Genomic DNA, 23,433 nt, shown 5'->3' with positions numbered 1-23,433 from the left:
AACCACCCCACGAACAGCGCGCAGAACACCTGCAGGCGGCCCCTCATGTCCCTCGTGCTTTTTGGCCATCCGTTTTCCTCGTACACCCAGAAAGTCCTGATCGCCCTCTACGAGAACGACACGCCCTTCGAATTCCGCTGTCTCGGGCAGGACACCCCCGAACACTCGAAGGAATGGCTGCGCCTGTGGCCGTTGGCCAAGTTCCCGGTACTGCTGGACGGTGAGCGCAGCATCGCCGAGTCGAGCATCATCATCGAGTACCTGCAGCTCACCCAGGGCGGCGCGCAGCGCTGGCTGCCCGATGAGCCGATGACGGCCCTGCAGGTGCGCTTCCTCGACCGCTTCTTCGACCTTCACGTGATGAGCCCGGTGCAGCATGCCGTCTCCGGCGCCCTGACCGGCGACGCGGGCAAGCGCCAGGATGGCCTCACGGTCGCTAGCCAACGGCTCGAACTCGCCTACCGCTGGCTGGAAGACCACCTGACCGCCAGCGAACCCTGGGCCAACGGCGACGACTTCACCCTCGCCGATTGCGCGGCCGCGCCGGCCTTGTTCTACGCCGACTGGACCCACCGCATCAGTGATGCCTACCCGGTGTTGCGGGCATACCGTTCACGCCTGCTGGCGCGCCCTTCGTTCGCCCGCGCCGTCGACGAAGCCCGCCCCTACCGCCCGCTGTTCCCGCTCGGCGCGCCGAATCGGGACTGACGGCCGGTGCGGTTGCCCTCCTCCGGCAATTCTGCTGGGATGCCGGTTCCCCCGTTTGCAAGAGAAACACCCATGGCCTCCTACGAGGAACTCTTCTCCATCGGCGAAGGCTTCGATGCCTTCGTCGCCCACGGACTGCCGGACGAGATCGCCGGGGTGCGCAAGGTGCAGGATAGGCTGGCCGCGCCCGAGGCCATCAGCGCCGCCACCCGCCAGCGCCTGCAGGCCGTCTCGCGTCGCTATCACCTGCTGGTGGCCGGGGAAATGTGGTGCCCGGACTGCCAGATCAACGTCACCGTGATGGACTTCCTGCAGCGTGCCCAGCCGCGCATCGACCTGACGGTGATCACCAAGGGCCGCGCCGAGGACGACCTGCGCGAGCGGCTGGCGCTGGAGCGTATCCCGATCCCGGTGGTGGCCGTGCTGGATGAACGCTTCGAGCTGGTCGGCCGCTTCGTCGAGCGCCCGCAGGTGGTGATCGCCGGCGGCGACGCGCTGAAACCGGACTACCGCGCCGGGCAGTACCTGGAAGACACCCTGACCGATCTGCTGGACATCATCGAAGCAGCGGAAGGCCGCGCCTGATCCCCCGCCATCAACCCCCCGGCTGTCCCGCTCGCGGACAGCCGCCCATCCCCCGCGCTGCCCACCAGTGAACTCCTGCCGCCCATCGGCTGTCTGTCAGCTGTCGGCCCACCTGGGCGGGTTGCATGGCATTTCGCCATTTGATGCTGGATCGCGTCATTTCCCGCCCTGTTCATAACAATTTCCGGGCCGGCGATTTCACTCCCGCTCGCCGGGTCTGTTCCTATCGCCACGTGAAGATCAACCATGTCCCTATCTCGCCCGCTCGCTCCCCGTGTTTCCCCCCTCCAGACCCGTGCCCTGGGCGCCTGCCTGCTCGGTGGCCTGCTGGTGGCCACGCTGCCAGCCCGGGCCGAGGAGGCGCCCGGTAACGCCCGCTGGGTGAACGACAGCCTGACCACCTACGTGCGCAGCGGCCCCACCGATGGCTACCGCATCGTCGGCACCCTCGTCTCCGGACAGAAGGTCGAGCTGTTGAGCACCCAGGGCGACTACAGCCAGGTGCGCAGCGAGAGCGGCAGCACGGTGTGGATTCCCAGCCGTGAGCTGCAGGACAAACCCGGCCAGGCCGAGCGCCTGCCGCAACTGGAACAGAAGGTGGCCGAGCTGAGCAGCCAGCTCGACGGCATCAACGACAGCTGGAAGACCCGCGTGCAGGGCATGCAGGAAACCCTGGATGCGCGCAAGAAACTGATCGACGAACTGCAGGCGGCGCGCACCTCGCTGAACAACGAGCTGAGCCAGGCGCGCTCCGACCTGCGTTCGGTACAGGCGCAGCTGGGCGACGAGAACAAGCGCGTACTGATGCACTACATGGCCTATGGCGGCAGTATCGCCGGCGCCGGTCTGCTGGCCGGGCTGATCCTGCCGACCCTGCTGCGCGTGCGCCGCAAGCGTAACGATCAGTGGATCTGAGGCCAGCGGCGCTTCATTCCGCCAGGTGACAGACGCAACACAGCTTGTTGCCGTCCAGGTCGAGCACGTAGGCGCCGTAGTAGGTCGGCGAGTAGTTCGGCCGTAGCCCCGGCCCGCCTTCGTCGGCGCCACCCAGCTCCAGCGCGCGTCGGTGGAAGGCATCCACCTGCACACGGGTGCGCGCCTCGAAGGCCACCAGGCTGCCATTGCCGACGCTGGCCGGGCGGCCGTCGATGGGCACGTAGACGCAGAAGGCGATATCGCTGTCCGGGTGGGTGAACACCGCCCGCTCCGGGTTGTGGCGGTGCGCCAGCAGGCCGATGCCCAGGGGCTCGAGGATTCGCTGGTAGAACACGATGGCCCGCTGCAGGTCCGCGGTGCCGACGGTGATGTGGCTGAACATCGTGAGTCCTCGTTCCGGTAGCGCTATCAGAAGCCGCGCAGGTCATCCACCGGCATCGCCAACGCGCCGCCGGTGATGCGCGTCAGGGTGCGGGTCAGGATGTCGACGGCGTTGTCGAAGCAGCCATGGGCGGCGGCAATCTCCACCCGTGGGCTGCGGCAGGTAAGCACCTTCGGCTGGTCCAACAGCTGGATCTGCTTGCCCAGCGTAAGCCCCGCGCCGAGCAGCGCCTGCCGCCAGTCGCTCAGCGCCGCGCCGGTAGCGGAGGAGCCGTCCCAGCCGCGATAGTTCTGGTCCAGTACATTGGCCAGGCCGAGGATGGGCGTGCGCAGGTCGCCTTCCAGGGCATTGGACACCAGGTACAGCAGCGACTTGCGATAGAACGGCGTGGTGTGGTCGTCACGCTCAATGCGGTCGGAGAGGATGTCCAGGTACAGGTTCTTCATCAGCCGCGCGTGGGGCGCGTAGTGGCGGTTGGCGAACTGCACCGTGCACGCCGGCGCGTAGAGGTGGATCGTGGCGATCCGGTCGTCCACCCCACGCGCGGCCATCACGTCGACCAGCCAGCCAAGGAAGATCGCTCCGGCGGAGTGGCCGATCAGATGGATTTGAAGCTGCTCGCCCCAGGTGCGTTTGAGGTTCTGCAAGGCGCTCACCAGCAGATCGCCGCCGCGCGTGGGCAGGCTGGCGAACTCGGCGTTCTCCTTCATCTCGCTCCAGATGGGCCGCGCCAGTGGGCGGCCAACGGTGGTTTCCAGCACCGCGTCGGTGACGTCGGTCAGCGCCTCGCGCACTCCGCCGGCCAGTGCCGGCTCGCGACGGAGGCGATCGCTGATGATGTCGCCGATGGCCTCCAGCACGCCGGTCTTCCAGACCATGAACAATGGGTAGCAACCGTTGCCGATGAAGAAGCGCCCCATGGCGCGGGCGCGGGTTATGGCGGCTTCCTCGCTGTTGAGACCGCCATGGCAATAGATCACCAGTCGCTTGGTGGCGCCTGGCTGGGCTCGCAGCCACTGGTCCGGCAAGGCGCAGGCCTGGAACAGCAGCGTGCGGGTCAGCTCGTCCTGGGTCAGGTAGCGGCTCACCCGCCCATCGTTGCCGAGCACCACGCTGTGCTCGTAGGCGGTGGCCTCGTCCCACCAGAGCGCCTTGTTCGCCCCTGCCACCGCCGTGCCCACTTGGCTGCCGGCGGCCAGTTGGCCGAGCACCACGCCGGGCACGCCCAGCGCCGCCACCCAGGCATCCATGGCATTGGCCAGCCAGTCGGCGTAGCCGAGGATGGCGAAGCCGCCGCTGCCCCAGTCCGGCCCCCAGGAGTTCTGTACGATGAAGCCGTCGGTATTGAAGCCGACCAGGGCGAAGGCATGGCCATCGGTTTGCGATGGGCGTCCCGCGTAGGGAATCCGCTGCAAGCTTTCATGGCTGGGCGCCGCGGCTTTCTTCTTCGCCGAGGCACCAGGGCCAGGCGTACCGGGTAACTGGTTCCAGCCGTCGTGGGTGTAGGCGGAGACGTAGATCGCGCCGACCTCCTGGATGGCCGCCTGCAGGTCGGTGATGGATTGCACGTCGATGCGGTAGTAGACCCCCAGGGTGTTGCGCGTGGCGCGAGCGGCATAGCCGAAGCGCGGCTGAGTGATGCCCTGGGCGGTGTAGGGCCAGTCCTGCTCCAGGCAGACGCCATGGTGGAACCAGCCCTTGAGCGCGCCTCGGCAGCTGGAGCCTTCGTAATCCTCGCCGGCATACTCGTCGTAGCGCCGGGCGAAGTCATAGAGCATGCGCGGGCTGACGGACTCGAACCCACCCTCCGGGTTGCCCGCCTTGGACCAGCGCAGGTAGTTGATTACGCAGGCCAGCCCGAAGCCGGTACAGGCGCCCGCCTGGCCCTGGTCGAGGATCATCCCGGCCCGTGTGTAGTCGGCCAGGTAGCGCGCCACCTGGGTATCGTTGGGGAATCTGTCCGGCAGGCTGGCCGCCGGCGGCAGATAGATGCGGTCGCGCAGGTCCAGCGGGTCCTTGCTGGCGTTGAGGCGCGGCCTGGCGGCGGCCTTGGCTTTGCCCTTGCCGGTAGGTGGCGGAAGAATCCGGGCGGCGATCTCGAACACACTGGCGAAGCGCTCCAGCCCGCCGCTGGTACCGTTCACCCGCTTGCGCGCGGCGAGGAAGTCCCGGGGTTTGCCGACCAGGCCCGGCGGCAGCTTGGCGCGCAACTGCGTCGCGCCCTTGGCGAGGAACAGCGCCAGCAGGGCCGCTGCGACTTCCGGCGCATTGGCAAGGTCGGGCAGATCGATGAGGTCCACGCCGATCGCCGTGCCGTACTTCCGGTAGTCCGCCCGGCCGGTCAGCTGGACGTAGCCACGGCCGCGGAAGGTCGCGCCATCGCCCGGCTGGTCATTGCCCAGGTCCTTGCGCCCGTCGTAGGCACTGAAGGGCGGTCGCCCGGAAGGTGTATTGAGCTGCGAGGGGAACTCCGAGATCGGCATGAAGCCTTCGGTTTCCGCACGTATGATGCCTAGCGCCGTCAGCAGCAACGGACGGTCGGTGAGACCGGCGGCCTCCAGCGCGGCGGCGACGTAGGGCAGGTAGCGGCGGATGTTGGACGGCTTGGTCGCCGGGAACAGCTGCTGCACCTGCGCCAGCTGGATATCCAGGCCCTTGAGCGGCAACAGCCCCAGCAGGTTCAGGCAACAGGCGCCGACCACGCCATCGGCGATCACCCCGACGCCAGCCTGCCAATGGCGCACCGCGGCTTCAGTCTGGGCGTCGAACAGATCGCCCTTGGCCAGCCCGGGAAACTGCGCGGCATCGCCGCCCAGTACCTTGGCCAATTGGCGACGCAGGTCGCCGACCTCGGTGCCCTGATGTCCCTTTACCAACAGCGTCTTCATGATGCCGTCTCCCGCTATCCGTCGATGGAGTTCGCTGCAACACGGCACGTGCTCACCGAATACCCACCGACCGACAACAACGGCCACACCGTTCCACGAGAGCAGCATGCTCCGGAGCCTCTGCCCCGGTTCCCGCAAGGCCGTGCGCGCCTCCCTGGCTGCCTGGCGCCGCGCAACCCCGCCTTGAACTATAGCCTCGCTCCCAGCGCCTCCGGCGGCGCCCGGACGGACGCGTCAGTTGCCCGCGTGGGCACGCTCCAGCGCGGCCATGTCGAGCTTCTTCATGGTGAACACCGCCTGCATGGTGCGCGTGGCCCGCACCGGGTCGGCATCGGCCACCATCTCACCCAGGTGGCGCGGAACGATCTGCCAGGACAGCCCGAAGCGGTCCTTCAGCCAGCCGCACATCTGCGCTTCCACCGGGCCACCCGCGGACAGCTTGTCCCAGTAGTGGTCGATCTCCGCCTGGCTGTCGCAACAGACCATCAGCGAAACCGCCTCGTTGAAGGTGAACACCGGCCCGCCGTTGAGCGCGAGGAAGCCCTGGCCGTCCAGTTCGAAGGCCACCGTCAGCACCGAGCCGGGCTCCTTGCCGTGGTGCTCGCGGCCCGCCTCGCTGTAGTAGGCAACCTGGCCGATACGGGAGTTGGGGAAGATACCGGTGTAGAACTTCGCGGCCTCCTCGGCCTGGTTGTCGAACCACAGGCAGGGGTTGATGCGTTGCAAGCTGGGCATGGCGATGCTCCTGGTCTTCGCGCGGCCGATAGGGCCGGCGTGTGTAGTGGTCGCTTGGCGATGAGCGAAGTCGACAAGTCTAGGCGCTGCTTCGCCGGATTCCGGACAACCGGTCGAATGGCAGGCGCTGGCAGCAAACGAACGCAGCTTGTCCTGATTCGCCCCCAGCCACCGATTGCCGCTGGGCCACCGCGGATTTCCAATGAGCACGACACGGCGAGGGCCCCGCCGTCCCCAGCCACAACCCTGGAGATCCACCATGAGCCTCGAACTCGACGGCGTGAACGTCCCCGACAGCGCCCTCGCCCGCGCCATTACCGAAATGGTCCGCGACAACGCCACGCCCCTGCTCTTCCACCACTCCTCGCGCGTCTACTACTGGGGCGCGCTGACCGGCGCGCGCAACGGCCTCGCCTACGACGCTGAACTGCTCTACGCCGGCGCCATGTTCCACGACATGGGCCTGATGCCGCGCTACTGCAGCCAGTGCGAACGCTTCGAAGTGGACGGCGCCGACTGCGCCGCCGAATTCCTGCGCAGCCACGGCATCAGGCAGGACGACATCGATACCGTCTGGACGGCCATCGCCCTGCACACCACGCCGGGCATTCCGCAGCACATGAAGCCGGAGATCGCCCTGGTCACCGCCGGCGTGGAAATGGACGTGCTGGGCATCGCCCACGACCAGTTCCCCGAAGCGCAGCGCGACGCCGTGGTCGCCGCCCACCCGCGCGGCGGGCAGTTCAAGCAGGACATCCTGCAGGCGTTCTACGACGGCATCAAAGACAAGCCGCAGACCACCTTCGGCAACGTCAAGGCCGACGTGCTGGCGATGAAGGACCCGGACTTCGTGCGCGGCAACTTCTGCGACGTGATCCTCGGCTCGGCCTGGGACAGCTAGGCCCGTGCAGACACGGGCGGGCCCAGCACACCGGGCTCGCCCAGCAGTTGCGTCAGCCAGTGCATGAACACCCGCACCCGCTGCGGCAGGTGGCGGTGGGCGTAGAGCAGCGAGATGTCCATGGGCGGCAGCGGCACATCGCGCAGCACCTGCACCAGCCGGCCCGCCTCCAGGTCATCCAGCACGCCATGGATCGGTACCTGGATGATCCCCAGTCCTCCCATGGCTGCGCTTTCGTAGGCCTCGGCGCTATTCACCGAGAGCGCGCCGCCCATCGGCAGGTAACGCGTCTGGCCGTGCTGCAGGTACTCGAAGCCCGAAGGGCGCGAACCCAGCACATTCACGTAATGGATCAGCCGGTGCCCGGCGAGATCGTCCAGGGTTTCCGGCACGCCATGCGCGGCGAGATAGGCGGGGCTGGCGCAAGTGACCTGGGGAAACCGCCCGAGCGTGCGCGCGACCACCGACGGATCGCTCACCGCACCGACGCGCACCACGCAGTCGAAGCCCTCGCGCACCAGATCGACGCGGCGGTCGGTGCAACTCACCTCCAGCTCCAGCGCCGGATGCCGCGCGAGGAACTCGCCCAGGCGCGGCATCACCAGCTTGCGCGCCATCACCGTCGGCATGTCCACCCGCAGGCGCCCGACCAGCGCCTCGTCCTGCTGTCGGAACAGGCCCTGCAACTCGTCCAGCTGGGCCAGCATGTCCTTGCTGCGCTCGTAGAGCACCAGGCCGTCCTGGGTCGCCGTGACCTTGCGCGTGGTGCGTTGCAGCAGCCGCGCGCCGAGCAGGGCTTCGAGGGTCTGGATGTGCTCGGACACCGTGGAGCGCGGCAGGCCGAGCTGCTCGCCGGCCTGGGTGAAGCTGGCCAGTTCGGTGACGCGGACGAAGGTGCGCAGCAGCTCGGGACGGATCATGGCGGCAGGTCACTATTGTTCGGGCTATTGTTCGGAAGCTCCGACCAGTATTTCCGAAACCAGAAGATTTATCAGCAACAGAACGAACAATAAGCTCTCTCCATCCCCACCCAAACCGGAGCTTCGCCATGACCCGCAAGATCGCCCTCATCACCGGCGCCAGCCGTGGCCTCGGCCGCAACGCCGCCCTGCACCTCGCCGCTGCCGGCGTGGACATCATCGGCACCTACCGCAGCCAGGCCAACGAAGCCCAGGCGGTGGCGGCCGAGATCGAACAACGTGGCGGCCGCGCCCTGATGCTGTCGCTGGACGTGGCCGACAGCGCCAGCTTCGACGCCTTCGTCCAGCAGGTCCGTGACGGCCTGCGCGACACCTTCGGCCGCGACCGCTTCGACTTCCTGCTGAACAACGCCGGCATCGGCATCCACGCGGCCTTCGCCGAGACCACCGAGGCGCAGTTCGATCAGCTGGTGAACATTCAGTTCAAGGGCCCGTTCTTCCTCACCCAGAAGCTGCTGCCGCTGATCGCCGACGGCGGGCGCATCCTCAACGTCTCCACCGGCCTGACCCGCTTCGCCCTGCCCGGCTACGCCGCCTACGCCGCCATGAAGGGCGCGATGGAAGTGCTGACCAAGTACCAGGCCAAGGAACTGGGCGCACGCGGCATCGGCGTGAACATCATCGCCCCGGGCGCCATCGAGACCGACTTCGGCGGCGGCCTGGTGCGCGACAACGCCGAGATCAACCGGCAGATCGCCAGCAACACCGCCCTGGGCCGCGTCGGCCTGCCGGACGACATCGGCGGCGCCATCGCCACGCTGTTCGCCGACGGCAGCCGCTGGATCAACGGCCAGCGCGTCGAAGCCTCGGGCGGCATGTTCCTCTGAACCCATGCTTCGCTCCCGCCTGGCGCGGGAGCGAAGCATTCGCCAGCATTGGCCAGCCCGGCGCGGGCAGCTACCATCCAGCGGTCGTCCCGTTGCCCCTCAAGGATTCCCGCAATGAGCACCGCCCTGCTGATCATCGACGTCCAGTCCGACCTCTGCTCCGGCAGCAACCCCTGCTTCGATATCGACAACGTGCTGCAACGCATCAACGGCATGAGCCGCGCCGCTCGCGACGCCGGGGTGCCGGTGGTATTGATCCAGCACGAAGACAGCGACATGCCCTACCAGAGCGAGGCCTGGCAACTGGAGCCGCGCCTGCTGACCGGCGCCGATGACCTCAGGGTACGCAAGACCACCCCGGACTCATTCCTGCGCACCGAACTCGCCGACCTGCTGCAAGCGCGCGGCATCGAACACCTGGTGATCTGCGGCTTGCAGAGCGACTACTGCGTCGACACCACCACCCGCCGCGCCCTCGCCCAGGGCTACGCGGTGACCCTGGTGCGCGACGCCCACTCCACGGTGGACAACGCCGTGCTCAGCGCCGCGCAGATCAGCGCCCACCACAATGCCGTGCTGGGCAGCATCAGCAGCTTCGGCCAGCGCGCCAGGGTCGTCCCCGCCGCCGACGTACGCTTCTGATGGCAAGCCGGGATACGAGGAGAGCGCCATGAATTTCGACTGGAACGACATCCCGATCCTGCTCGCCCTGGCCCGCCACGGCAGCCTGAGCGCCGCCGGCCGCGCGCTCGGGGTCGACCCCTCGACCATGAGCCGGCGCCTGGTGGCGGCCGAGTCGGCGTTGCAGACCCGCCTGTTCATCCGCGACAACGCCGGCTACAAGCCCACCGACGCCGGAACGGCCTTCCTCGCCTATGGCGAACGTATCCTCGGCGATGTGCAGAGCATGCTGCTGGAAACCCGCAACGAGGCCAGCGCGATTACCGGCTCGGTGCGCCTGACGGCCATCGACTTCCTGTTCAGCCACTGGCTGGTGCAGCACATGCCGAAGCTGTCGCGCACCTATCCCAACCTGCAGCTGCAACTGGTCCCGGCCAACCGCGCGCTGTCCTTCACCCGCCGCGAGGCCGACTTCGCCCTGCGCATGGCGCGCCCGCAGGAAGACGCCGCGCTGGTGATGCGCAAGGTCGCCGACATCGGCTTCTCGGTGTACGCCGCCACGGCGCTCGCCGAGCTGCCGCCGCAGGACTGGCCGCAGCAACCCTGGCTGGCCTATGGCGAGGAACTCGACGACACCCCGGAAATGCAGTGGCTGCGCCACTTCGCGCCCAACGCCAGCTACGCGTTGCGTGCCAGCAGCGTGACCACCCTCACCCACGCCTGCGAAACCGGCCTGGGCATGGCCCTGCTGCCGTGCATCCTCGGCGAGCGCAACGGCCTGGTGCGCCTCACCGGCCCGGTGGTGGCGCGGGAAATCTGGCTGCTCAGCCACCGCGACGCCGGTCGCATCGGCCGCTTCCAGGCGGTGAGCGACTGGCTACGCGACATCTTCGACCAGGACGCGGCGCAGTTCAGTGGCGAGAACCTGGCCTGCCGCGACATCGGCTGTGCGCCGTTCGAGCCGACCCACCGCTAGGGTTTGAGCTAAAGCACACCCTTGAGCGGGTACTCAATGATCACGTAGAGCCGGTCGATGTCGGCGCCGGGCTGCTCGTCGTTGCCACGGTGACTGACCTGCGACAGGTGCAGCGACAGGTCCTTGGCCGGGCCGGCCTGGACCACGTAGCGCAGGTCGCTGTCGCGCTCCCAATGGCGTCCGCCGTCACCGTACTGCCCGGCATAGGCACCATCGGATGGCGCATGGCTGCCATCGATGCCACTGCCGCGCACATAGCGGGTCATGAAGCTCAGGCCGGGCACGCCGAGCACGCCCAGGTCGAGGTCGTAGCGCGCCTGCCAGGAGTGCTCGCCGGGTCCGTTGAAATCCGCGTACTTGATCGAGTTGGCGAGGTAGATGGAATCGCCGCCGACGAAGTCGAACGGCGTGTCGCCTTCGATCTTCTGGTAGCCCAGCATCACGCTCTGCGCACCCAGGCGATAGCGCGCCGCCAGGCTCCAGGCGGTGGTGTCGATGGCGCCGGCATGGGCCTGCCCTTCATCGCGGGTGCGGTAGAGGTTGCCGTCCAGCCACAGGCCTCCGTCGAGGTAATGCAGGTTCAGGTAGTACTGCCGCCAGGTGTCATCGAGCTGGCCGGCGAACAGCGAGCCGCCATAGTTATCGGACGGGGTGAAATCCGCGCCGGCGAAGCTCACCGCGCTGTCGCGGGTGGTGGCGCCATAGCCGTCGAAATCACCCCGGCCGGTGCTGGCGTCCTGGTTCTTGAAGGCGGTGAAGCGCCCGGCCTGGAAGCGCACGCCGTCCAGCTCGCGGGAGTCGACCAGGGTGCCGGTGGCGTACTCGGGTTGCAGGCGCTTATCGCCGGTATCGAACACCGGCGTCTCCACGGTCATTTCGCCGAACTTCAAGGTGGTCTGCGACAGGTCGAGCTTCAGCGCGCCACCGGCGGAGGAGTAGTCATCGTCCGCGCGCCCGTCGGCGTCCAGGGGCAACAGGCCGGTGCCGGCACGGCCGCGTCCGCTGTCGAGCTTGAGGCCCAGGAAGGCGTGAGCATCGACGCCCAGGCCGATCGTCCCCTGGGTGAAGCCGGACTCCAGGTTGGCGATGAAGCCTTGCGCCCACTCCTGGCGATAGCTCTGCCCGCTGGGCGAAGGCTGGGTGCGGTAGTCGGTCTGCAGGAAATAGTTGCGGCTGAGCAGCGACCAGTTGGCGCCCTCCAGCAGGCCGTCGTGCGGGGCGGCACAGACACCCGCGCCAGCCAGCGCCAGGAACGGCAGGGAAACTGAACGAAGCATGCAGCGGGCCATGAGAGTGGCTCCATCCTGGCGAAAGTAAAGCGCGGGCCCTGAGGCCCGCGCGAGTCTTCAGAAGGCGAAGCAGGAACAGCCGAAAGCGCCCCAGAAGCCCTGGAAGTCGCTCACCGGCACGCTCGACTGGCGCGCCCGCTCGTGGCTGTGGCCATGCACGCCACAGGAGCCGGCGCACTGGTGCACGGCCTGTTGCAGCGGCGCCTGCGGGCGCCAGTGCCCCGGCACCTTGGCCACCGGCGACCAGTCCGGCAGCACCGGAATCGCGGTCGGCGCCTGGCGCTCGAAGTCGCCGCTGCCGAACACCACCCGGCCGTCGACCACGGTGAGCACCGACTCGATGACCTTGATCTCCTCTTCCGGCACGCTGAAGTAGTCCGCCGAGAGCACGGCGAGGTCAGCCATCTGGCCCACCTTGATCATGCCCTTCTTGCCCTGCTCGTTGGAGAACCAGGCGCTGCCGTGGGTGTACAGCTCCAGCGCGGTGGCGCGGGACAGGCCCTCGGGGTACAGCTCCATGCCACCCACGGTCTTGCCGCTGACCATCCAGTACAGCGAGGTCCAGGGGTTGTAGCTGGAAACGCGGGTGGCGTCGGTGCCGGCGCCCACCGGCACGCCCTCGGACAGCATGCGCTTGATCGGTGGCGTGGCCTGGGCAGCCTGCTTGCCGTAGCGGTCGACGAAGTATTCGCCCTGGAAGGCCATGCGGTCCTGGATGGCGATGCCGCCGCCCAGGGCCCGGACGCGCTCGATGTTCTTCGGCGAGATGGTTTCGCAATGGTCGAAGAACCAGTGCAGGCCGTTGAACGGCACGTCCAGGTTGACCTTCTCGAACACGTCGAGCATCCGCGAAATGGACTCGTCATAGGTGGCGTGCAGGCGGAACGGCCAGCGCTGTTCGACCAGGTGGCGTACCACCGGCTCCAGGTCCGCCTCCATGTTCGGCGGCAGGTCCGGGCGCGGTTCGAGGAAGTCCTCGAAGTCGGCGGCGGAGAACACCAGCATCTCGCCGGCGCCGTTGTGGCGCAGGAAGTCGCTGCCCTGGCCGTAGGCGACGCTGCTGGTCCAGTTCTTGAAGTCGGCCAGCTCTTCCTTGGGCTTCTGGGTGAACAGGTTGTAGGCGATGCGCACGGTGAGCTGGTCGTCCTTCTCCAGCTGCTGGATCACCTGGTAGTCGTCCGGGTAGTTCTGGAAGCCGCCGCCGGCGTCGATGGCGCTGGTGACGCCCAGGCGGTTCAGCTCGCGCATGAACTGGCGGGTGGAGTTGACCTGGTACTCGAACGGCAGCTTCGGCCCCTTGGCCAGGGTCGAGTAAAGGATCATCGCGTTGGGGCGCGCCACCAGCATCCCGGTGGGTTCGCCGTTGCTGTCGCGGACGATCTCGCCGCCGGGCGGGTTCGGGGTGTCCTTGGTGTAGCCGACCACACGCAGCGCGGCGCGGTTGAGCAGTGCGCGGTCATACAGGTGGAGGACGAACACCGGAGTATCTGGTGCCGCCTGGTTCAATTCCTCGATAGTCGGCATGCGGCGCTCGGCGAACTGGAATTCGTTCCAGCCGCCCACCACCCGTACCCATTGCGGCGAGGGTGTGCGCAGCGCCTGTTCCTTGAGCATGCGCAGGGCGTCGGCCAGGGACGGCACACCCTCCCAGCGCAGCTCCAGGTTGTAGTTCAAACCGCCGCGGATCAGGTGCAGGTGCGAGTCGTTGAGGCCGGGAATCACCGTGCGCCCTTTCAGGTCGATGACACGGGTGGCGCCACCACGCAGGGCCATGGCTTCGGCGTCGGTGCCCACGGCGATGAACTTGCCGTCGGCGATAGCCACGGCGGTGGCGTTGGGTTTCTCGCGGTCGATGGTATGGAAGCGGCCGTTGGTCAGGATCAGGTCGGCATTCATGGAAAAAGTCCTCTTTCGATCAGCGGGCGTTGAGCCAGGCGGAGAACAGGCGCGTGGCCCGTGGCATGAAAACGTAGACCACCAACAGCACGATGGTGATGGTGATCAGCATGTTGGCCGGCACGAAGCCGCCCAGCAGCGGTACCCGGGCGAACAGCGGTTGCCAGAGCTGCGGCACCAGCATTACCAGGGGCAGGATCACCAGGTAGGAGACCGCCGCCTGCTTCCAGCGCGGCGGTTGCCGCTGATCGCTTTCCTGGGGGGTGAACCAGAACTCGTGATCACTGTGCAGTTCCTGCTGGTCGCCGTCGGTCAGAAGCGGCGATGCGCGTTCGATCAGTTCGCGGCGCTGCGCGGAGTCCAGCCAGACCTGCAGCTCGTTGGCGCTGGCGAAGCGCAGTACGGAGGTGAAGGCGTCGCCCTGGCGCATCACGTCCACGCCCAGGTGTCCGGGAAACTCGCTGGCGGCGCGGGTCAGTTCGCGCAGGATGGCTTCGTAGTCCGCGGCACGGCCGGGCTTGGCGCGATGGCGGATGATCAGCGTCACGGACTCTTGGTTGACTGGGGTGTTCATGGGGCTCCCTCCTGAGTGGCCTCCCCCGCCGGCGCGAGGGAGGGCGCATTGCCAAAGGCCGGATCAGTGACCTTCGCTGGCGTTGAACATGGTCTTCGCGTAGATCAGGCCCAGGCCGTAGGCGCCGCCATGCTCGATGGAGGTCTTCACGGTCTGGTCGTAGGTCTCGCCACGGGCCCAGTCGCGTTGCAGTTCGAGCAGGTATTGCAGGGACGTCATGGGGCGGGCGCCGAGCTGGATCATGCGCTGCAGGGCCATCTCGTGAGCCTCGGTGGACACGTCGCCACAGGCGTCGGCGATCACGTACACCTCGAAGCCCTGGTCGATGGCCGAGAGCGCCGGGCCGACGATGCACACCGAGGTCCAGAGGCCGGCGAGGACGATCTTCTGCTTGCCGTGCTTGTTCACCTCGACGGCGATGCGCGGATCTTCCCAGGTGTTCATGCTGGTGCGGTCGATGACGTTGTGCTCGGGGAACACCGACTTGATCTCGTCGAAGATCGGGCCGGAGAAGCTCTTCTCGGCAACGGTGGTGAGAATGGTGGAGACGCCGAATTCCTTCGCCGCCTTGGCCACCAGCGCTGCGTTGTTGCGCAGGGTTACCGCGTCGATGGATTTGGTCGCGAAGGACATCTGCGACTGGTGGTCGATCATGATCAGGGTGTGGTCGGCCGGGTTCAGCAGGGTCTTGCCCGGAGCGGCTTTGGCGATTGCGGTCATGACGTGTTTCCTTCTGCGTTGCGTGAGTGGGGTGGGTCTTGGTATCGATCGGGTCCGGCGGATTCGAGGGTGGTACCGAACCGTGGAGCCATCTTTGCCGATCACCCGAAGGTGCGGAACAGACAGCCTTGCAGGGCTACTTTGCAGTTCTGCAAGCCCCTCTCCAGGCCGCGCCACGCCTGGTCTGCGCGGCACCGGAGCGGAGTTGCGGAACGGCCTTGCGGCCCTATTTCAGGTGCACCTTCAGTTCTTCGCCGGCCTGGCGCAGGGCGGCCTGCACGGCGGGGACCTGGCTGACCACGTTGAGCAGCCCGTAGTCGTGGATCATTCCGTTGTAGCGCACCGAGGTGACCGCCACGCCGGCGGCATCGAGCTTGCGGGCATAGGCCTCGCCCTCGTCGCGCAGCACATCGGATTCGGCGGTCTGGACCAGCGCCGGCGGCAGGCCCTTGAGCTGATCCCGGGTGGCCCGCAGGGGCGACGCGTAGATCTCGGCGCGCTGTTTCGGATCGGTGGTGTAGTTGTCCCAGAACCACTGCATCATCGGCTTGGTGAGGAAGTGTCCCTGGGCGAACTGGTTGTAGGAGCCGGTCTCGAAACTGGCATCGGTCACCGGCCACAACAGGGCCTGGAAACGCAGCTTGGGCGTGCCCTTGTCCTTGGCCATCAGCGCGACCACCGCGGCCATGTTGCCGCCGACGCTGTTGCCGGCCACCGCCAGGCGCTTGCCGTCGACGCCGATTTCCTTGCCGTGCTCGGCAACCCATTTCGTCGCGGCGTAAGCCTGGTTGATCGCGGTCGGGTAACGCGCCTCGGGGGACGGCGTGTAGTCGACGTAGACCGCCGCCGCGCCGGAGTTCAGCACCAGGTCGTGGATCAGGCGGGCGTGGGTCGGGTAGTCGCCCAGTACCCAGCCGCCGCCATGGAAGTACATGAAGACCGGCAGCGTGCCCTTGGCATTGGCCGGGCGAACGATGGTCAGCTTGATCGCGCCGACCTCGGTGCTGATGGTCTTCTCGCTGACCTGGGTGCCGGAGAGGTCGACCTTCACCGACTGCTGCGCGCCGGTCAGCACCGCACGGGCGTCTTTCGGCGAGAGGGCTTCCAGTGGTTTGCCGTTGCCGGCTTCCAGCGCCTCGAGGAAGGCCTGGGTGTTGTGTTCGACGGTGGGATTGCCGGCGGCGAAGGCGTTGCCGAGGGTCAGTACGAGGGCTGCGGCGAGCAGGGTTTTCTGGGTGGTCATGATTCCGTTCCTGAGCAGTGGGAGTGGGTGGTTCCGAAGTGCGAATGCATCTTCGGCCAGGCTCGGGAAACGCGGAATAGACAGGTTTGCAGGGACGTTTTGCAGTTTTGCAAAGGGGGTGACAGAGGCTTTTCGCAGGATTGAGGGGACGCCCAGTCCTTGCTCACGGACCCTCGCCTTACGCCGGCTCGCCCGGCGCAATGCGTTCGCGAGCAAGCTCGCTCCTACAAAGCGGAATGCACCGGGGAACCTCCCCCGGACGACGACACGCCCACATCACTCTCCGTGTGACTACGGCCACCGAGTGACGCAGGGCGCATCGGCGTACAACCACGAACGGTTGTACGCCCTACTCCCCGCGCTGCCGCTTGCGGTGCTCGGCAACCTTATGTCGGTTGCCGCACGCCGCCATGCTGCACCAGCGCCGGCGGTGCGACTTGGTGCGGTCGTAGAACCACAGCACGCAATCGGGATGCTCGCACTTGCGCACCAGGTTGAAGTCCCCTTCCGCCAGCAGGCTGGCGGCCAGTTCCGACAGGGGCGCGAGCAGTTGCTCCGGCGATGCGTGCTCGCCAACCCGTTCCAGGCGCGGCGCGTCGACTCCTTCCCAGACCAGCCGCGGATGGCTGGACGCCTGCAGCAGGAAGTGGTTGAGCGCCGAAGGGTCGCCGCGCAGCCCGCCCTTGCGCTTGAGCACCAATTCGCGCACCGCCTCGCGCAAGGTTCGGGCAGCGTCCAGCAAGGCGCCCTTGGCAAACCGGACGGCGCCATCGCGCCTGAGCGCCATGCGTTCGAGCCAGGCCAGTACGTCGGCGTCGGACTGCCAGAAATCCACCAACTGCCCGTCCACCACCGCCACGGTGTTGATCATGTCCAGCGCGGGGTGATCGGCGATCACGAAGGGTTCGAGGGTCGGTGCGCTCATGGCGGTAGCTCCTGGCGGGAATGCACCCATCGTAACCCTTCATATCCATTTATCAAGTTACATCACATCAGAACGACCGTTCGTCCGCCCGAACATGTAACCACTATAAATATATTTGACAGGTTACAAAGGTGAGTCCAGATTTGCCCTCGAAGTAACCCATAAACAACTCTTAACCAGTTACAGAAGGATCTCGACATGAACGCCATCGCCCACACCGACTCCGCCATCCATTACCGCTTCGCCGATGCCGACGGCGTCCGCGTGTTCTATCGCGAGGCCGGCCAGCCAGGCTCGCCCGTGCTCCTGCTGCTCCACGGCTTCCCCAGTTCCTCGCACCAGTACCGCAACCTGATCCCGCTGCTGGCCGAGCGCTTCCACGTCATCGCCCCCGACCTGCCCGGCTTCGGCTTCACCGAAGTGCCGGCCGAACGCAGCTACCGCTACAGCTTCGCCAACCTCGCCACCACCCTCGGCGCCTTCGTCGATGCCCTGGGCCTGGAGCGCTACGCCCTGTACGTCTTCGACTACGGCGCCCCCACCGGCCTGCGCCTGGCGCTGGCGCACCCGGAACGGGTCACCGCGCTGATCTCGCAGAACGGCAATGCCTACCTGGAAGGCCTGGGCGATGTCTGGGCGCCGATCCGCACCTATTGGGCTGATCCATCCGCCGCCAACCGCCAGGTGGTGCACGACGCCCTGCTGACCCGCGAAGGCGTTCGTCTGCACTACGTAGAAGGCGCCTCGGACCCGAGCCTGATCGCCCCTGAGACCTACACCCTCGACGCCCTGCTGATCGAGCGTCCGGGCAACAAGGACATCCAGCTCGACCTGTTCTACGACTACCAGGACAACCTGAAGCTGTACCCCGACTTCCAGGCGTTCTTCCGCGCCACCCAACTGCCGTCGCTGATCATCTGGGGCAAGCACGACCCGATCTTCATCCCGCCGGGCGCCGAAGCCTTCGCCCGCGACAACCCCAACGCGGTGATCGAGTTGCTGGATACTGGCCACTTCGCCCTGGAAACCCACGTCGACCACATCGCCAAGCGCATCCATGAGGTGATCGGCAGCGCCCTGAGCTAGGTGCCCCGCCCTTCAGGCGACCAACCGCCACGCCGCCCGGCACGCCACGGGTGCCGGCGCGGCGTTTGGCCGGTACAATGCGCGATTGCCCGTGCCACGCCTGATAAAGAAGAAACCATGTCCCTGCCCAAACACCATCTGGAACTGCTCAGTCCCGCCCGCGATGTGGCCATCGCCCGCGAGGCCATCCTGCATGGCGCCGATGCCGTCTACATCGGCGGCCCGAGCTTCGGCGCGCGGCACAATGCCTGCAACGAAGTGAGCGATATCGCCCAGCTGGTGGAGTTCGCCCACCGCTACCACGCGCGGGTGTTCACCACGATCAACACCATCCTCCACGACAACGAGCTGGAGCCGGCCCGCGCGCTGATCCACCAGCTCTACGACGCAGGTGTCGATGCGCTGATCGTGCAGGACATGGGGATCATGGAGCTGGACATCCCGCCGATCGAGCTGCACGCCAGCACCCAGACCGACATCCGCACCCTGGAGCGGGCGAAATTCCTCGATCGGGCCGGCTTCTCCCAGCTGGTATTGGCCCGTGAGCTGAACTTGCAGGAAATCCGCGCCATCGCGGATGAAACCGACGCGGCCATCGAGTTCTTCATCCACGGCGCGCTGTGCGTGGCCTTCTCCGGCCAGTGCAACATCTCCCACGCCCAGACCGGCCGCAGCGCCAACCGCGGCGACTGCTCCCAGGCCTGCCGCCTGCCCTACACCCTGAAGGACGACCAGGGCCGCGTGGTGGCTTTCGAGAAGCACCTGCTGTCGATGAAGGACAACAACCAGAGCGCCAACCTCAGCGCCCTGGTGGACGCCGGCGTACGCTCCTTCAAGATCGAAGGGCGCTACAAGGACATGGGCTACGTGAAGAACATCACCGCCTATTACCGCCAGCGCCTGGACGGCATCCTCGCCGAGCGCCCGGACCTGGCCCGCGCATCCAGCGGCCGCACCGACCACTTCTTCGTGCCGGACCCGGACAAGACCTTCCACCGCGGCAGCACCGACTACTTCGTCAGCGAGCGCAAGATCGACATCGGCGCCTTCGACTCGCCGACCTTCACCGGCCTGCCGGTGGGCACCGTGGAAAAGGTCGGCAAGCGCGACATGACGGTGGTAACCAAGGACCCGCTGTCCAACGGCGACGGCCTCAACGTGCTGGTGAAGCGCGAAGTGGTCGGCTTCCGCGCCAACATCGCAGAACCCAAGGGCGAATTCGAAGAAGACGGCGAGAAGCGCTACCGCTACCGCGTCGAGCCCAACGAGATGCCGGAAGGCCTGTACCGCCTGCGCCCGAACCATCCGCTGTCGCGCAACCTCGACCACAACTGGCAGCAGGCGCTGCAGAAGACCTCCGCCGAGCGTCGCGTCGGCCTGTCGTGGGTCGCCAAGCTGCGCGAGGAACGCCTGGAACTGACCGCCACCAGCGAGGAAGGCGTCACCGCCAGCGTCACCCTGGACGGCCCGTTCGGCGTCGCCAACAAGCCGGAACAGGCGCTGGATCAGTTGCACGACCTGCTCGGCCAGCTGGGCACCACCCAGTACCACGCCGACAAGATCGAGCTGGACGCCCCGCAGGCGTTCTTCATCCCCAACTCCCAGCTCAAGGCGTTGCGCCGCGAGGCCATCGAGGCGCTCACCGAAGCCCGCGTGCAGGCCCACCCGCGCGGCGGCCGCAAGGCCGAAACCAACCCGCCGCCGGTGTACCCGGAGTCGCACCTGTCCTTCCTGTACAACGTGTACAACCAGAAGGCCCGCGACTTCTACCACCGCCACGGCGTGCAACTGATCGACGCCGCCTTCGAGGCCCACGAGGAAACCGGCGAAGTGCCAGTGATGATCACCAAGCACTGCCTGCGCTTCTCCTTCAACCTGTGCCCGAAACAAGCCAAGGGCGTCACCGGCGTACGCACCAAGGTGCAGCCGATGCAGCTGATCCACGGCGACGAAGTGCTGACCCTGAAGTTCGACTGCAAGCCGTGCGAGATGCACGTGATCGGCAAGATCAAGGGCCACATTCTCGGCTTGCCGACGCCGGGCAGCGACGGCGTGAGCAACATCGTCGGCCAGATCAGCCCGGAAGACCTGCTCAAGACTATTCGCAAGCCGGCGCACTAAGGTTCTTTTGTAGGAGCGAGCTTGCTCGCGAATGCTCTTCGCCGTCGATTCGGTGTTAGGCGGTTCGCGAGCAAGCTCGCTCCTACGAAGAGCAACACCCCTGCGCATTTCCCCGATCCCCCGCTATGATCGGGAACATGACTTCCACGCCTCCGCTCCGCCAGCAATGCCCGCCCGGTGCCTGCGACTGCCACCGCGAGCGGCTGCTGGAGAGTCCCAATGCTGACCTGCGCATCCTGCTGCTGACCCGGCACGAGGAGCAGCGCCTGCTCGAACGCCTGGAAAACCTGAAGGACCTGGCCGACCTGCAGCGCATGCAGCACAAGCTCTTTGAGCAGCTCGGCATCCGCCTGCACATCGCCCCCGGCTTCAACGAAGTGCGCACCATGCGCGGCATCGAATTCGACTTCGACGACCAGCCCGGCCTCTGCCGCAAGACCCGCCAGGCCATCCCCGCCGCGATCCGCCGGAGCATGGAGAAGAACCCGGAAATCGCCTGGCGCCTGCTGGATTCCCACGACCTGTTGGGCGGGCTCTGAATCCAATCCCCAATCCCCTCGCGCCGAACCCACCACGTAGGGCGTACAACCGTTCGCGGTTGTACGCCGATATACGATGGTCGGCGGTTCGCGAATTGGGGCGAGCTCGAAGTGCCGGGTCACAGGTGCCTGGTCGAAGTCCGTGCCGCCGGAAACCAAGGTCAAACGGCGTATAACGTCGAACGTTATACGCCCTACGTCCCCGGTCAGGCTCTCGTAGGAGCAACTGTCCTGTCCCGGCTGAATCTGTGCCAGGGCTTTCCCCCTCACCCCAGCCCTCTCCCTCAGGGAGAGGGGGCCAGATCGTGCCGGCTGACAGAGTAGTTTCATCCTGCACCGACGGTCCCCTCTCCCCCTGGGAGAGGGTTAGGGTGAGGGCCAACCCGAGCGCAGATGCATCTCGTAGGAGCGGATCTTATCCGCGATCCGACCGCCAGGCCGGCCACAAAAACAGGCAACGCTACTCCTTCGCCGCCCTCATCGCCCCGGCCAGCTCGCCAACGCCGCGCTGCTCCAACTCCCCAGCCGCCCCCAGCCGGTCCCGATCCTCCTTGTTCTGGCTGAGCTTGGACTTGCCGACGATCTCGCTGATCTCCACCTCGATGCCGACGATGTTCGCCAGCATCCCGCTGATGAATTCCGGCGTGGAGTCGCTCATCTTCCACGGCCGCTCCTCGCCCGCCTCATGGGTGCGGGTCAGGCGCCCGACCACGCCGCGCACGAAGCGCTCCTCGTCCATCACCTTCAGCCGGCCGCGCACATGCACCACCTGGTAGTTCCAGGTCGGCACCTGGCGGTGCTCCTCGTGCTTGCTCGGGTACCAGTTGGGCGAGACGTAGGCGTGGTCGCCCCGGAAGATCACCAGCACCTCGTCGCCATCAGCCTCCCGCCATACCGGGTTGTTGCGCGCGACGTGGGCCCGCAGCAGCGGCGTATCACCCGCCAGTTCCAGCTCGAAAGGCAGGTGATTGGCGTCCAGCACGCCGGCATGGCCGGTCACCAGAATGCCCAAAGGATGCTCGCGGATCAGCCGATGCAGCTCGTCAGGTCGGTTTTCCTCAAAGTGCGCGGGTACGTACATGATCGCCTCGAAATCAGGGAATGCCGCCATCATGCCGCTGCATTGGCACCCCATAAAGATCCATTAACAAGCCAGATAACAGATCCAATTCATCCGCACCACCGCCCTTCCCTGCGCGGATGCGCTGGACGGCAGTCGTGCCGCCCCCTACTCTAGCCATTAGCCAGCATTCGCCCAGGACGGCAGACACAGGCTCCCCCGATGACCGTACCCGAGTTTCCCGCCGAGCCTTCCCGGCAGTCCCAGGGCAAGATGCCGCCCAGCCTGCGTGTCGCCTACAAGGCCTATGTGGTCCGGCATTACCGGCGCTTCCTGCTGGCGATCAACTTAATTGCCATGGCGGCCTACGATTCCTACGTGCTGGCCGATGCCCTGCTGATCCCGGACATGGCAAAGGAATCGCTGCTGCTGCGCGCCGGCCTGAGCCTGATCGGCCTGCTCAACATCTTCCTGGTGTTCCGCTTCAGCCGCAGCGTGCTGGCGATGGACCTGCTGATGCCGGTGCACGACATCATTTCCACCGTCGCCTGGTTCGAGCTCCTCAAGCGCAGCGCCTCGCCCGACGTCCCCTTCTTCCTCTATGCCTCGGTGGTCTTCATCCTGCTCGGCAACCTGGGGGTGCGCTATTCGTTCAAGGGCATTGCGCTGGTCTCCGCAATCATCTCGGCGATCATCCTCTACAACGTCTGGCTGATCCACGACGGCGCTGCCAAGCCTGTGCTGACCTTCACCCTGGTCTACCTGCCGGTGGCGCTGTTCAGCCTGTTCATCAGCTGGACCAATATCCGGGGCGTGCGACAGGCCTTCCTCGCCGACCAGGAAGAACGCCGCCAACGCTCCGAACTGGCCTCGCTCAACCTGCGCCTGCAGGAACTGGCCAGCACCGACGCACTGACCGGTGTCGGCAACCGCCGCGCCCTGGACGCCCAGCTCAAGGCCAGCTGGGAGGGCATGCACGCCCACGGCCGCCCCTTCGCCCTGTTGCTGGTGGATATTGACTACTTCAAGCCCTACAACGACCATTTCGGCCACCAGACCGGCGACCGCTGCCTGTGTCGCGTGGCCGAATCCCTGGTCGGCAGCCTGCGCGGGGGGCGTGCCAGGGTCTATCGTTATGGCGGTGAGGAGTTTGTCGTACTGCTCGAAACCGGCAGCGTCGACGACCTGCGCCGCGTAGCCGAACGCCTGCGCGAGCAGGTGGCCAGCCTGAACATCGAACACCTTCACCGACCCGACGCCCTGCGGCACCTGACCATCAGCCTCGGGGCAGCGATGGCCAATGAGGAGGGCCTGAACCAACCGCTCGACCTGCTCGCGCGATGCGACCAGCGTCTTTACTGCGCCAAGCAGGACGGACGCAACCGCGTGCAACTCGGTAGTCCGCCGACGGACTGACGAAGGCAACCAACCCGACGAACCC

The 23,433-nt window shown here is 66.6% G+C and carries 22 protein-coding genes; 11 read left to right on the top strand and 11 right to left on the bottom strand.

All coding sequences use genetic code 11. The features are described 5' to 3' along the window. Positions 1–45: 45 nt before the first annotated feature. From O6P39_RS10985 to O6P39_RS10975, 3 genes are all read left to right on the top strand, one after another. Positions 46–708: a glutathione S-transferase family protein gene (locus O6P39_RS10985; RefSeq protein WP_275611365.1), complete on the top strand. Its 663-nt coding sequence runs from the start codon at positions 46–48 to the stop codon at positions 706–708. A gap of 72 nt (positions 709–780) precedes the next feature. After that, positions 781–1,293 (top strand): thioredoxin family protein, encoded by a 513-nt coding sequence (locus tag O6P39_RS10980; protein WP_275611364.1) that lies wholly within the window; start codon positions 781–783, stop codon positions 1,291–1,293. 246 nt (positions 1,294–1,539) lie between these two features. Continuing rightward, positions 1,540–2,208 carry a TIGR04211 family SH3 domain-containing protein gene (locus O6P39_RS10975; protein WP_275611363.1) on the top strand — a complete coding sequence of 223 codons (669 nt, stop codon included), beginning with the start codon at positions 1,540–1,542 and terminating at the stop codon, positions 2,206–2,208. A 13-nt stretch (positions 2,209–2,221) separates the two neighbouring features. Here the strand turns inward: O6P39_RS10975 and O6P39_RS10970 are convergent, their stop codons facing one another. The 3 genes from O6P39_RS10970 to O6P39_RS10960 all read right to left on the bottom strand — a co-directional run bounded on the left by O6P39_RS10970 (position 2,222) and on the right by O6P39_RS10960 (position 6,234). Then, the gene (locus O6P39_RS10970) at positions 2,222–2,611 is read right to left on the bottom strand and encodes a VOC family protein (protein ID WP_275611362.1); all 390 of its coding nucleotides are present in this window, start codon (positions 2,609–2,611) and stop codon (positions 2,222–2,224) included. A gap of 26 nt (positions 2,612–2,637) precedes the next feature. Then, positions 2,638–5,499, bottom strand: coding sequence for a C1 family peptidase (locus tag O6P39_RS10965; protein ID WP_275611361.1), 2,862 nt, complete (start codon positions 5,497–5,499; stop codon positions 2,638–2,640). Between the two features lie 234 nt (positions 5,500–5,733). After that, positions 5,734–6,234: a VOC family protein gene (locus tag O6P39_RS10960; protein ID WP_275611360.1), complete on the bottom strand. Its 501-nt coding sequence runs from the start codon at positions 6,232–6,234 to the stop codon at positions 5,734–5,736. Between the two features lie 259 nt (positions 6,235–6,493). Here O6P39_RS10960 and O6P39_RS10955 point away from each other — a divergent pair, with 259 nt between their 5' ends. Beyond that, positions 6,494–7,135: an HD domain-containing protein gene (locus O6P39_RS10955; RefSeq protein ID WP_275611359.1), complete on the top strand. Its 642-nt coding sequence runs from the start codon at positions 6,494–6,496 to the stop codon at positions 7,133–7,135. Here the strand turns inward: O6P39_RS10955 and O6P39_RS10950 are convergent. Next, complete coding sequence (locus O6P39_RS10950) at positions 7,132–8,055, bottom strand: LysR family transcriptional regulator (protein WP_275611358.1); 924 nt, start codon at positions 8,053–8,055, stop codon at positions 7,132–7,134. The genes O6P39_RS10955 and O6P39_RS10950 overlap by 4 nt on opposite strands. A gap of 128 nt (positions 8,056–8,183) precedes the next feature. Between O6P39_RS10950 and O6P39_RS10945 the strand changes: the two genes are divergently transcribed. The 3 genes from O6P39_RS10945 to O6P39_RS10935 all read left to right on the top strand — a co-directional run bounded on the left by O6P39_RS10945 (position 8,184) and on the right by O6P39_RS10935 (position 10,539). Beyond that, a complete protein-coding gene (locus O6P39_RS10945; RefSeq protein ID WP_275611357.1) occupies positions 8,184–8,942 on the top strand; it encodes an SDR family oxidoreductase in 759 nt (252 codons plus the stop codon). A 114-nt stretch (positions 8,943–9,056) separates the two neighbouring features. Beyond that, positions 9,057–9,584, top strand: a complete 528-nt coding sequence (locus O6P39_RS10940) for a cysteine hydrolase family protein (RefSeq protein ID WP_275611356.1) — start codon at positions 9,057–9,059, stop codon at positions 9,582–9,584. Positions 9,585–9,612: 28 nt separating this feature from the next. Next, positions 9,613–10,539, top strand: coding sequence for a LysR family transcriptional regulator (locus tag O6P39_RS10935; protein ID WP_275611355.1), 927 nt, complete (start codon positions 9,613–9,615; stop codon positions 10,537–10,539). Between the two features lie 8 nt (positions 10,540–10,547). On the opposite strand, the gene O6P39_RS10930 is transcribed toward O6P39_RS10935, so the two are convergent. The 6 genes from O6P39_RS10930 to O6P39_RS10905 form a co-directional block, all read right to left on the bottom strand. Beyond that, entirely contained in the window at positions 10,548–11,816 is a 1,269-nt protein-coding gene (locus O6P39_RS10930; protein WP_275611354.1) for an OprD family porin, read from the bottom strand. Between the two features lie 69 nt (positions 11,817–11,885). Next, positions 11,886–13,724, bottom strand: coding sequence for an amidohydrolase (locus O6P39_RS10925; RefSeq protein ID WP_275611353.1), 1,839 nt, complete (start codon positions 13,722–13,724; stop codon positions 11,886–11,888). A gap of 19 nt (positions 13,725–13,743) precedes the next feature. After that, complete coding sequence (locus O6P39_RS10920) at positions 13,744–14,298, bottom strand: antibiotic biosynthesis monooxygenase (RefSeq protein ID WP_275611352.1); 555 nt, start codon at positions 14,296–14,298, stop codon at positions 13,744–13,746. A 63-nt stretch (positions 14,299–14,361) separates the two neighbouring features. Then, entirely contained in the window at positions 14,362–15,018 is a 657-nt protein-coding gene (locus O6P39_RS10915) for a hydrolase (RefSeq protein WP_275611351.1), read from the bottom strand. A 226-nt stretch (positions 15,019–15,244) separates the two neighbouring features. After that, a complete protein-coding gene (locus tag O6P39_RS10910; RefSeq protein WP_275611350.1) occupies positions 15,245–16,261 on the bottom strand; it encodes an alpha/beta hydrolase in 1,017 nt (338 codons plus the stop codon). A 349-nt stretch (positions 16,262–16,610) separates the two neighbouring features. Then, positions 16,611–17,186, bottom strand: coding sequence for an ABATE domain-containing protein (locus tag O6P39_RS10905; protein WP_275611349.1), 576 nt, complete (start codon positions 17,184–17,186; stop codon positions 16,611–16,613). A 198-nt stretch (positions 17,187–17,384) separates the two neighbouring features. Between O6P39_RS10905 and O6P39_RS10900 the strand changes: the two genes are divergently transcribed. From O6P39_RS10900 to O6P39_RS10890, 3 genes are all read left to right on the top strand, one after another. Next, a complete protein-coding gene (locus tag O6P39_RS10900; protein ID WP_275611348.1) occupies positions 17,385–18,272 on the top strand; it encodes an alpha/beta hydrolase in 888 nt (295 codons plus the stop codon). Between the two features lie 117 nt (positions 18,273–18,389). Next, positions 18,390–20,393 (top strand): U32 family peptidase, encoded by a 2,004-nt coding sequence (locus O6P39_RS10895; RefSeq protein WP_275611347.1) that lies wholly within the window; start codon positions 18,390–18,392, stop codon positions 20,391–20,393. A gap of 137 nt (positions 20,394–20,530) precedes the next feature. After that, positions 20,531–20,932 carry a hypothetical protein gene (locus O6P39_RS10890; RefSeq protein WP_275611346.1) on the top strand — a complete coding sequence of 134 codons (402 nt, stop codon included), beginning with the start codon at positions 20,531–20,533 and terminating at the stop codon, positions 20,930–20,932. 460 nt (positions 20,933–21,392) lie between these two features. Here O6P39_RS10890 and O6P39_RS10885 read toward each other — a convergent pair whose 3' ends face one another. Next, positions 21,393–22,013: an FMN-binding negative transcriptional regulator gene (locus O6P39_RS10885; RefSeq protein WP_275611933.1), complete on the bottom strand. Its 621-nt coding sequence runs from the start codon at positions 22,011–22,013 to the stop codon at positions 21,393–21,395. A gap of 201 nt (positions 22,014–22,214) precedes the next feature. Here O6P39_RS10885 and O6P39_RS10880 point away from each other — a divergent pair, with 201 nt between their 5' ends. Next, the gene (locus O6P39_RS10880; RefSeq protein ID WP_275611345.1) at positions 22,215–23,408 is read left to right on the top strand and encodes a GGDEF domain-containing protein; all 1,194 of its coding nucleotides are present in this window, start codon (positions 22,215–22,217) and stop codon (positions 23,406–23,408) included. Positions 23,409–23,433 lie beyond the last annotated feature (25 nt).

This window comes from Pseudomonas sp. PSE14 (genome assembly GCF_029203285.1).
Taxonomy (GTDB): Bacteria; Pseudomonadota; Gammaproteobacteria; order Pseudomonadales; family Pseudomonadaceae; genus Pseudomonas.
This window is presented reverse-complemented; position numbering and strand designations above follow the sequence as displayed.

What these genes read in the sequence shown, in the direction of transcription:
- O6P39_RS10885 (WP_275611933.1), bottom strand. Translation starts at nt 22,013, where the DNA reads ATGTACGTACCCGCGCACTTTGAGGAAAACCGACCTGACGAGCTGCAT.
- O6P39_RS10900 (WP_275611348.1), top strand. Translation starts at nt 17,385, where the DNA reads ATGAACGCCATCGCCCACACCGACTCCGCCATCCATTACCGCTTCGCC.
- O6P39_RS10940 (WP_275611356.1), top strand. Translation starts at nt 9,057, where the DNA reads ATGAGCACCGCCCTGCTGATCATCGACGTCCAGTCCGACCTCTGCTCC.
- O6P39_RS10985 (WP_275611365.1), top strand. Translation starts at nt 46, where the DNA reads ATGTCCCTCGTGCTTTTTGGCCATCCGTTTTCCTCGTACACCCAGAAA.
- O6P39_RS10975 (WP_275611363.1), top strand. Translation starts at nt 1,540, where the DNA reads ATGTCCCTATCTCGCCCGCTCGCTCCCCGTGTTTCCCCCCTCCAGACC.
- O6P39_RS10965 (WP_275611361.1), bottom strand. Translation starts at nt 5,499, where the DNA reads ATGAAGACGCTGTTGGTAAAGGGACATCAGGGCACCGAGGTCGGCGAC.
- O6P39_RS10915 (WP_275611351.1), bottom strand. Translation starts at nt 15,018, where the DNA reads ATGACCGCAATCGCCAAAGCCGCTCCGGGCAAGACCCTGCTGAACCCG.
- O6P39_RS10920 (WP_275611352.1), bottom strand. Translation starts at nt 14,298, where the DNA reads ATGAACACCCCAGTCAACCAAGAGTCCGTGACGCTGATCATCCGCCAT.
- O6P39_RS10895 (WP_275611347.1), top strand. Translation starts at nt 18,390, where the DNA reads ATGTCCCTGCCCAAACACCATCTGGAACTGCTCAGTCCCGCCCGCGAT.
- O6P39_RS10880 (WP_275611345.1), top strand. Translation starts at nt 22,215, where the DNA reads ATGACCGTACCCGAGTTTCCCGCCGAGCCTTCCCGGCAGTCCCAGGGC.
- O6P39_RS10890 (WP_275611346.1), top strand. Translation starts at nt 20,531, where the DNA reads ATGACTTCCACGCCTCCGCTCCGCCAGCAATGCCCGCCCGGTGCCTGC.
- O6P39_RS10950 (WP_275611358.1), bottom strand. Translation starts at nt 8,055, where the DNA reads ATGATCCGTCCCGAGCTGCTGCGCACCTTCGTCCGCGTCACCGAACTG.
- O6P39_RS10910 (WP_275611350.1), bottom strand. Translation starts at nt 16,261, where the DNA reads ATGACCACCCAGAAAACCCTGCTCGCCGCAGCCCTCGTACTGACCCTC.
- O6P39_RS10930 (WP_275611354.1), bottom strand. Translation starts at nt 11,816, where the DNA reads ATGCTTCGTTCAGTTTCCCTGCCGTTCCTGGCGCTGGCTGGCGCGGGT.
- O6P39_RS10970 (WP_275611362.1), bottom strand. Translation starts at nt 2,611, where the DNA reads ATGTTCAGCCACATCACCGTCGGCACCGCGGACCTGCAGCGGGCCATC.
- O6P39_RS10945 (WP_275611357.1), top strand. Translation starts at nt 8,184, where the DNA reads ATGACCCGCAAGATCGCCCTCATCACCGGCGCCAGCCGTGGCCTCGGC.
- O6P39_RS10905 (WP_275611349.1), bottom strand. Translation starts at nt 17,186, where the DNA reads ATGAGCGCACCGACCCTCGAACCCTTCGTGATCGCCGATCACCCCGCG.
- O6P39_RS10960 (WP_275611360.1), bottom strand. Translation starts at nt 6,234, where the DNA reads ATGCCCAGCTTGCAACGCATCAACCCCTGCCTGTGGTTCGACAACCAG.
- O6P39_RS10980 (WP_275611364.1), top strand. Translation starts at nt 781, where the DNA reads ATGGCCTCCTACGAGGAACTCTTCTCCATCGGCGAAGGCTTCGATGCC.
- O6P39_RS10935 (WP_275611355.1), top strand. Translation starts at nt 9,613, where the DNA reads ATGAATTTCGACTGGAACGACATCCCGATCCTGCTCGCCCTGGCCCGC.
- O6P39_RS10925 (WP_275611353.1), bottom strand. Translation starts at nt 13,724, where the DNA reads ATGAATGCCGACCTGATCCTGACCAACGGCCGCTTCCATACCATCGAC.
- O6P39_RS10955 (WP_275611359.1), top strand. Translation starts at nt 6,494, where the DNA reads ATGAGCCTCGAACTCGACGGCGTGAACGTCCCCGACAGCGCCCTCGCC.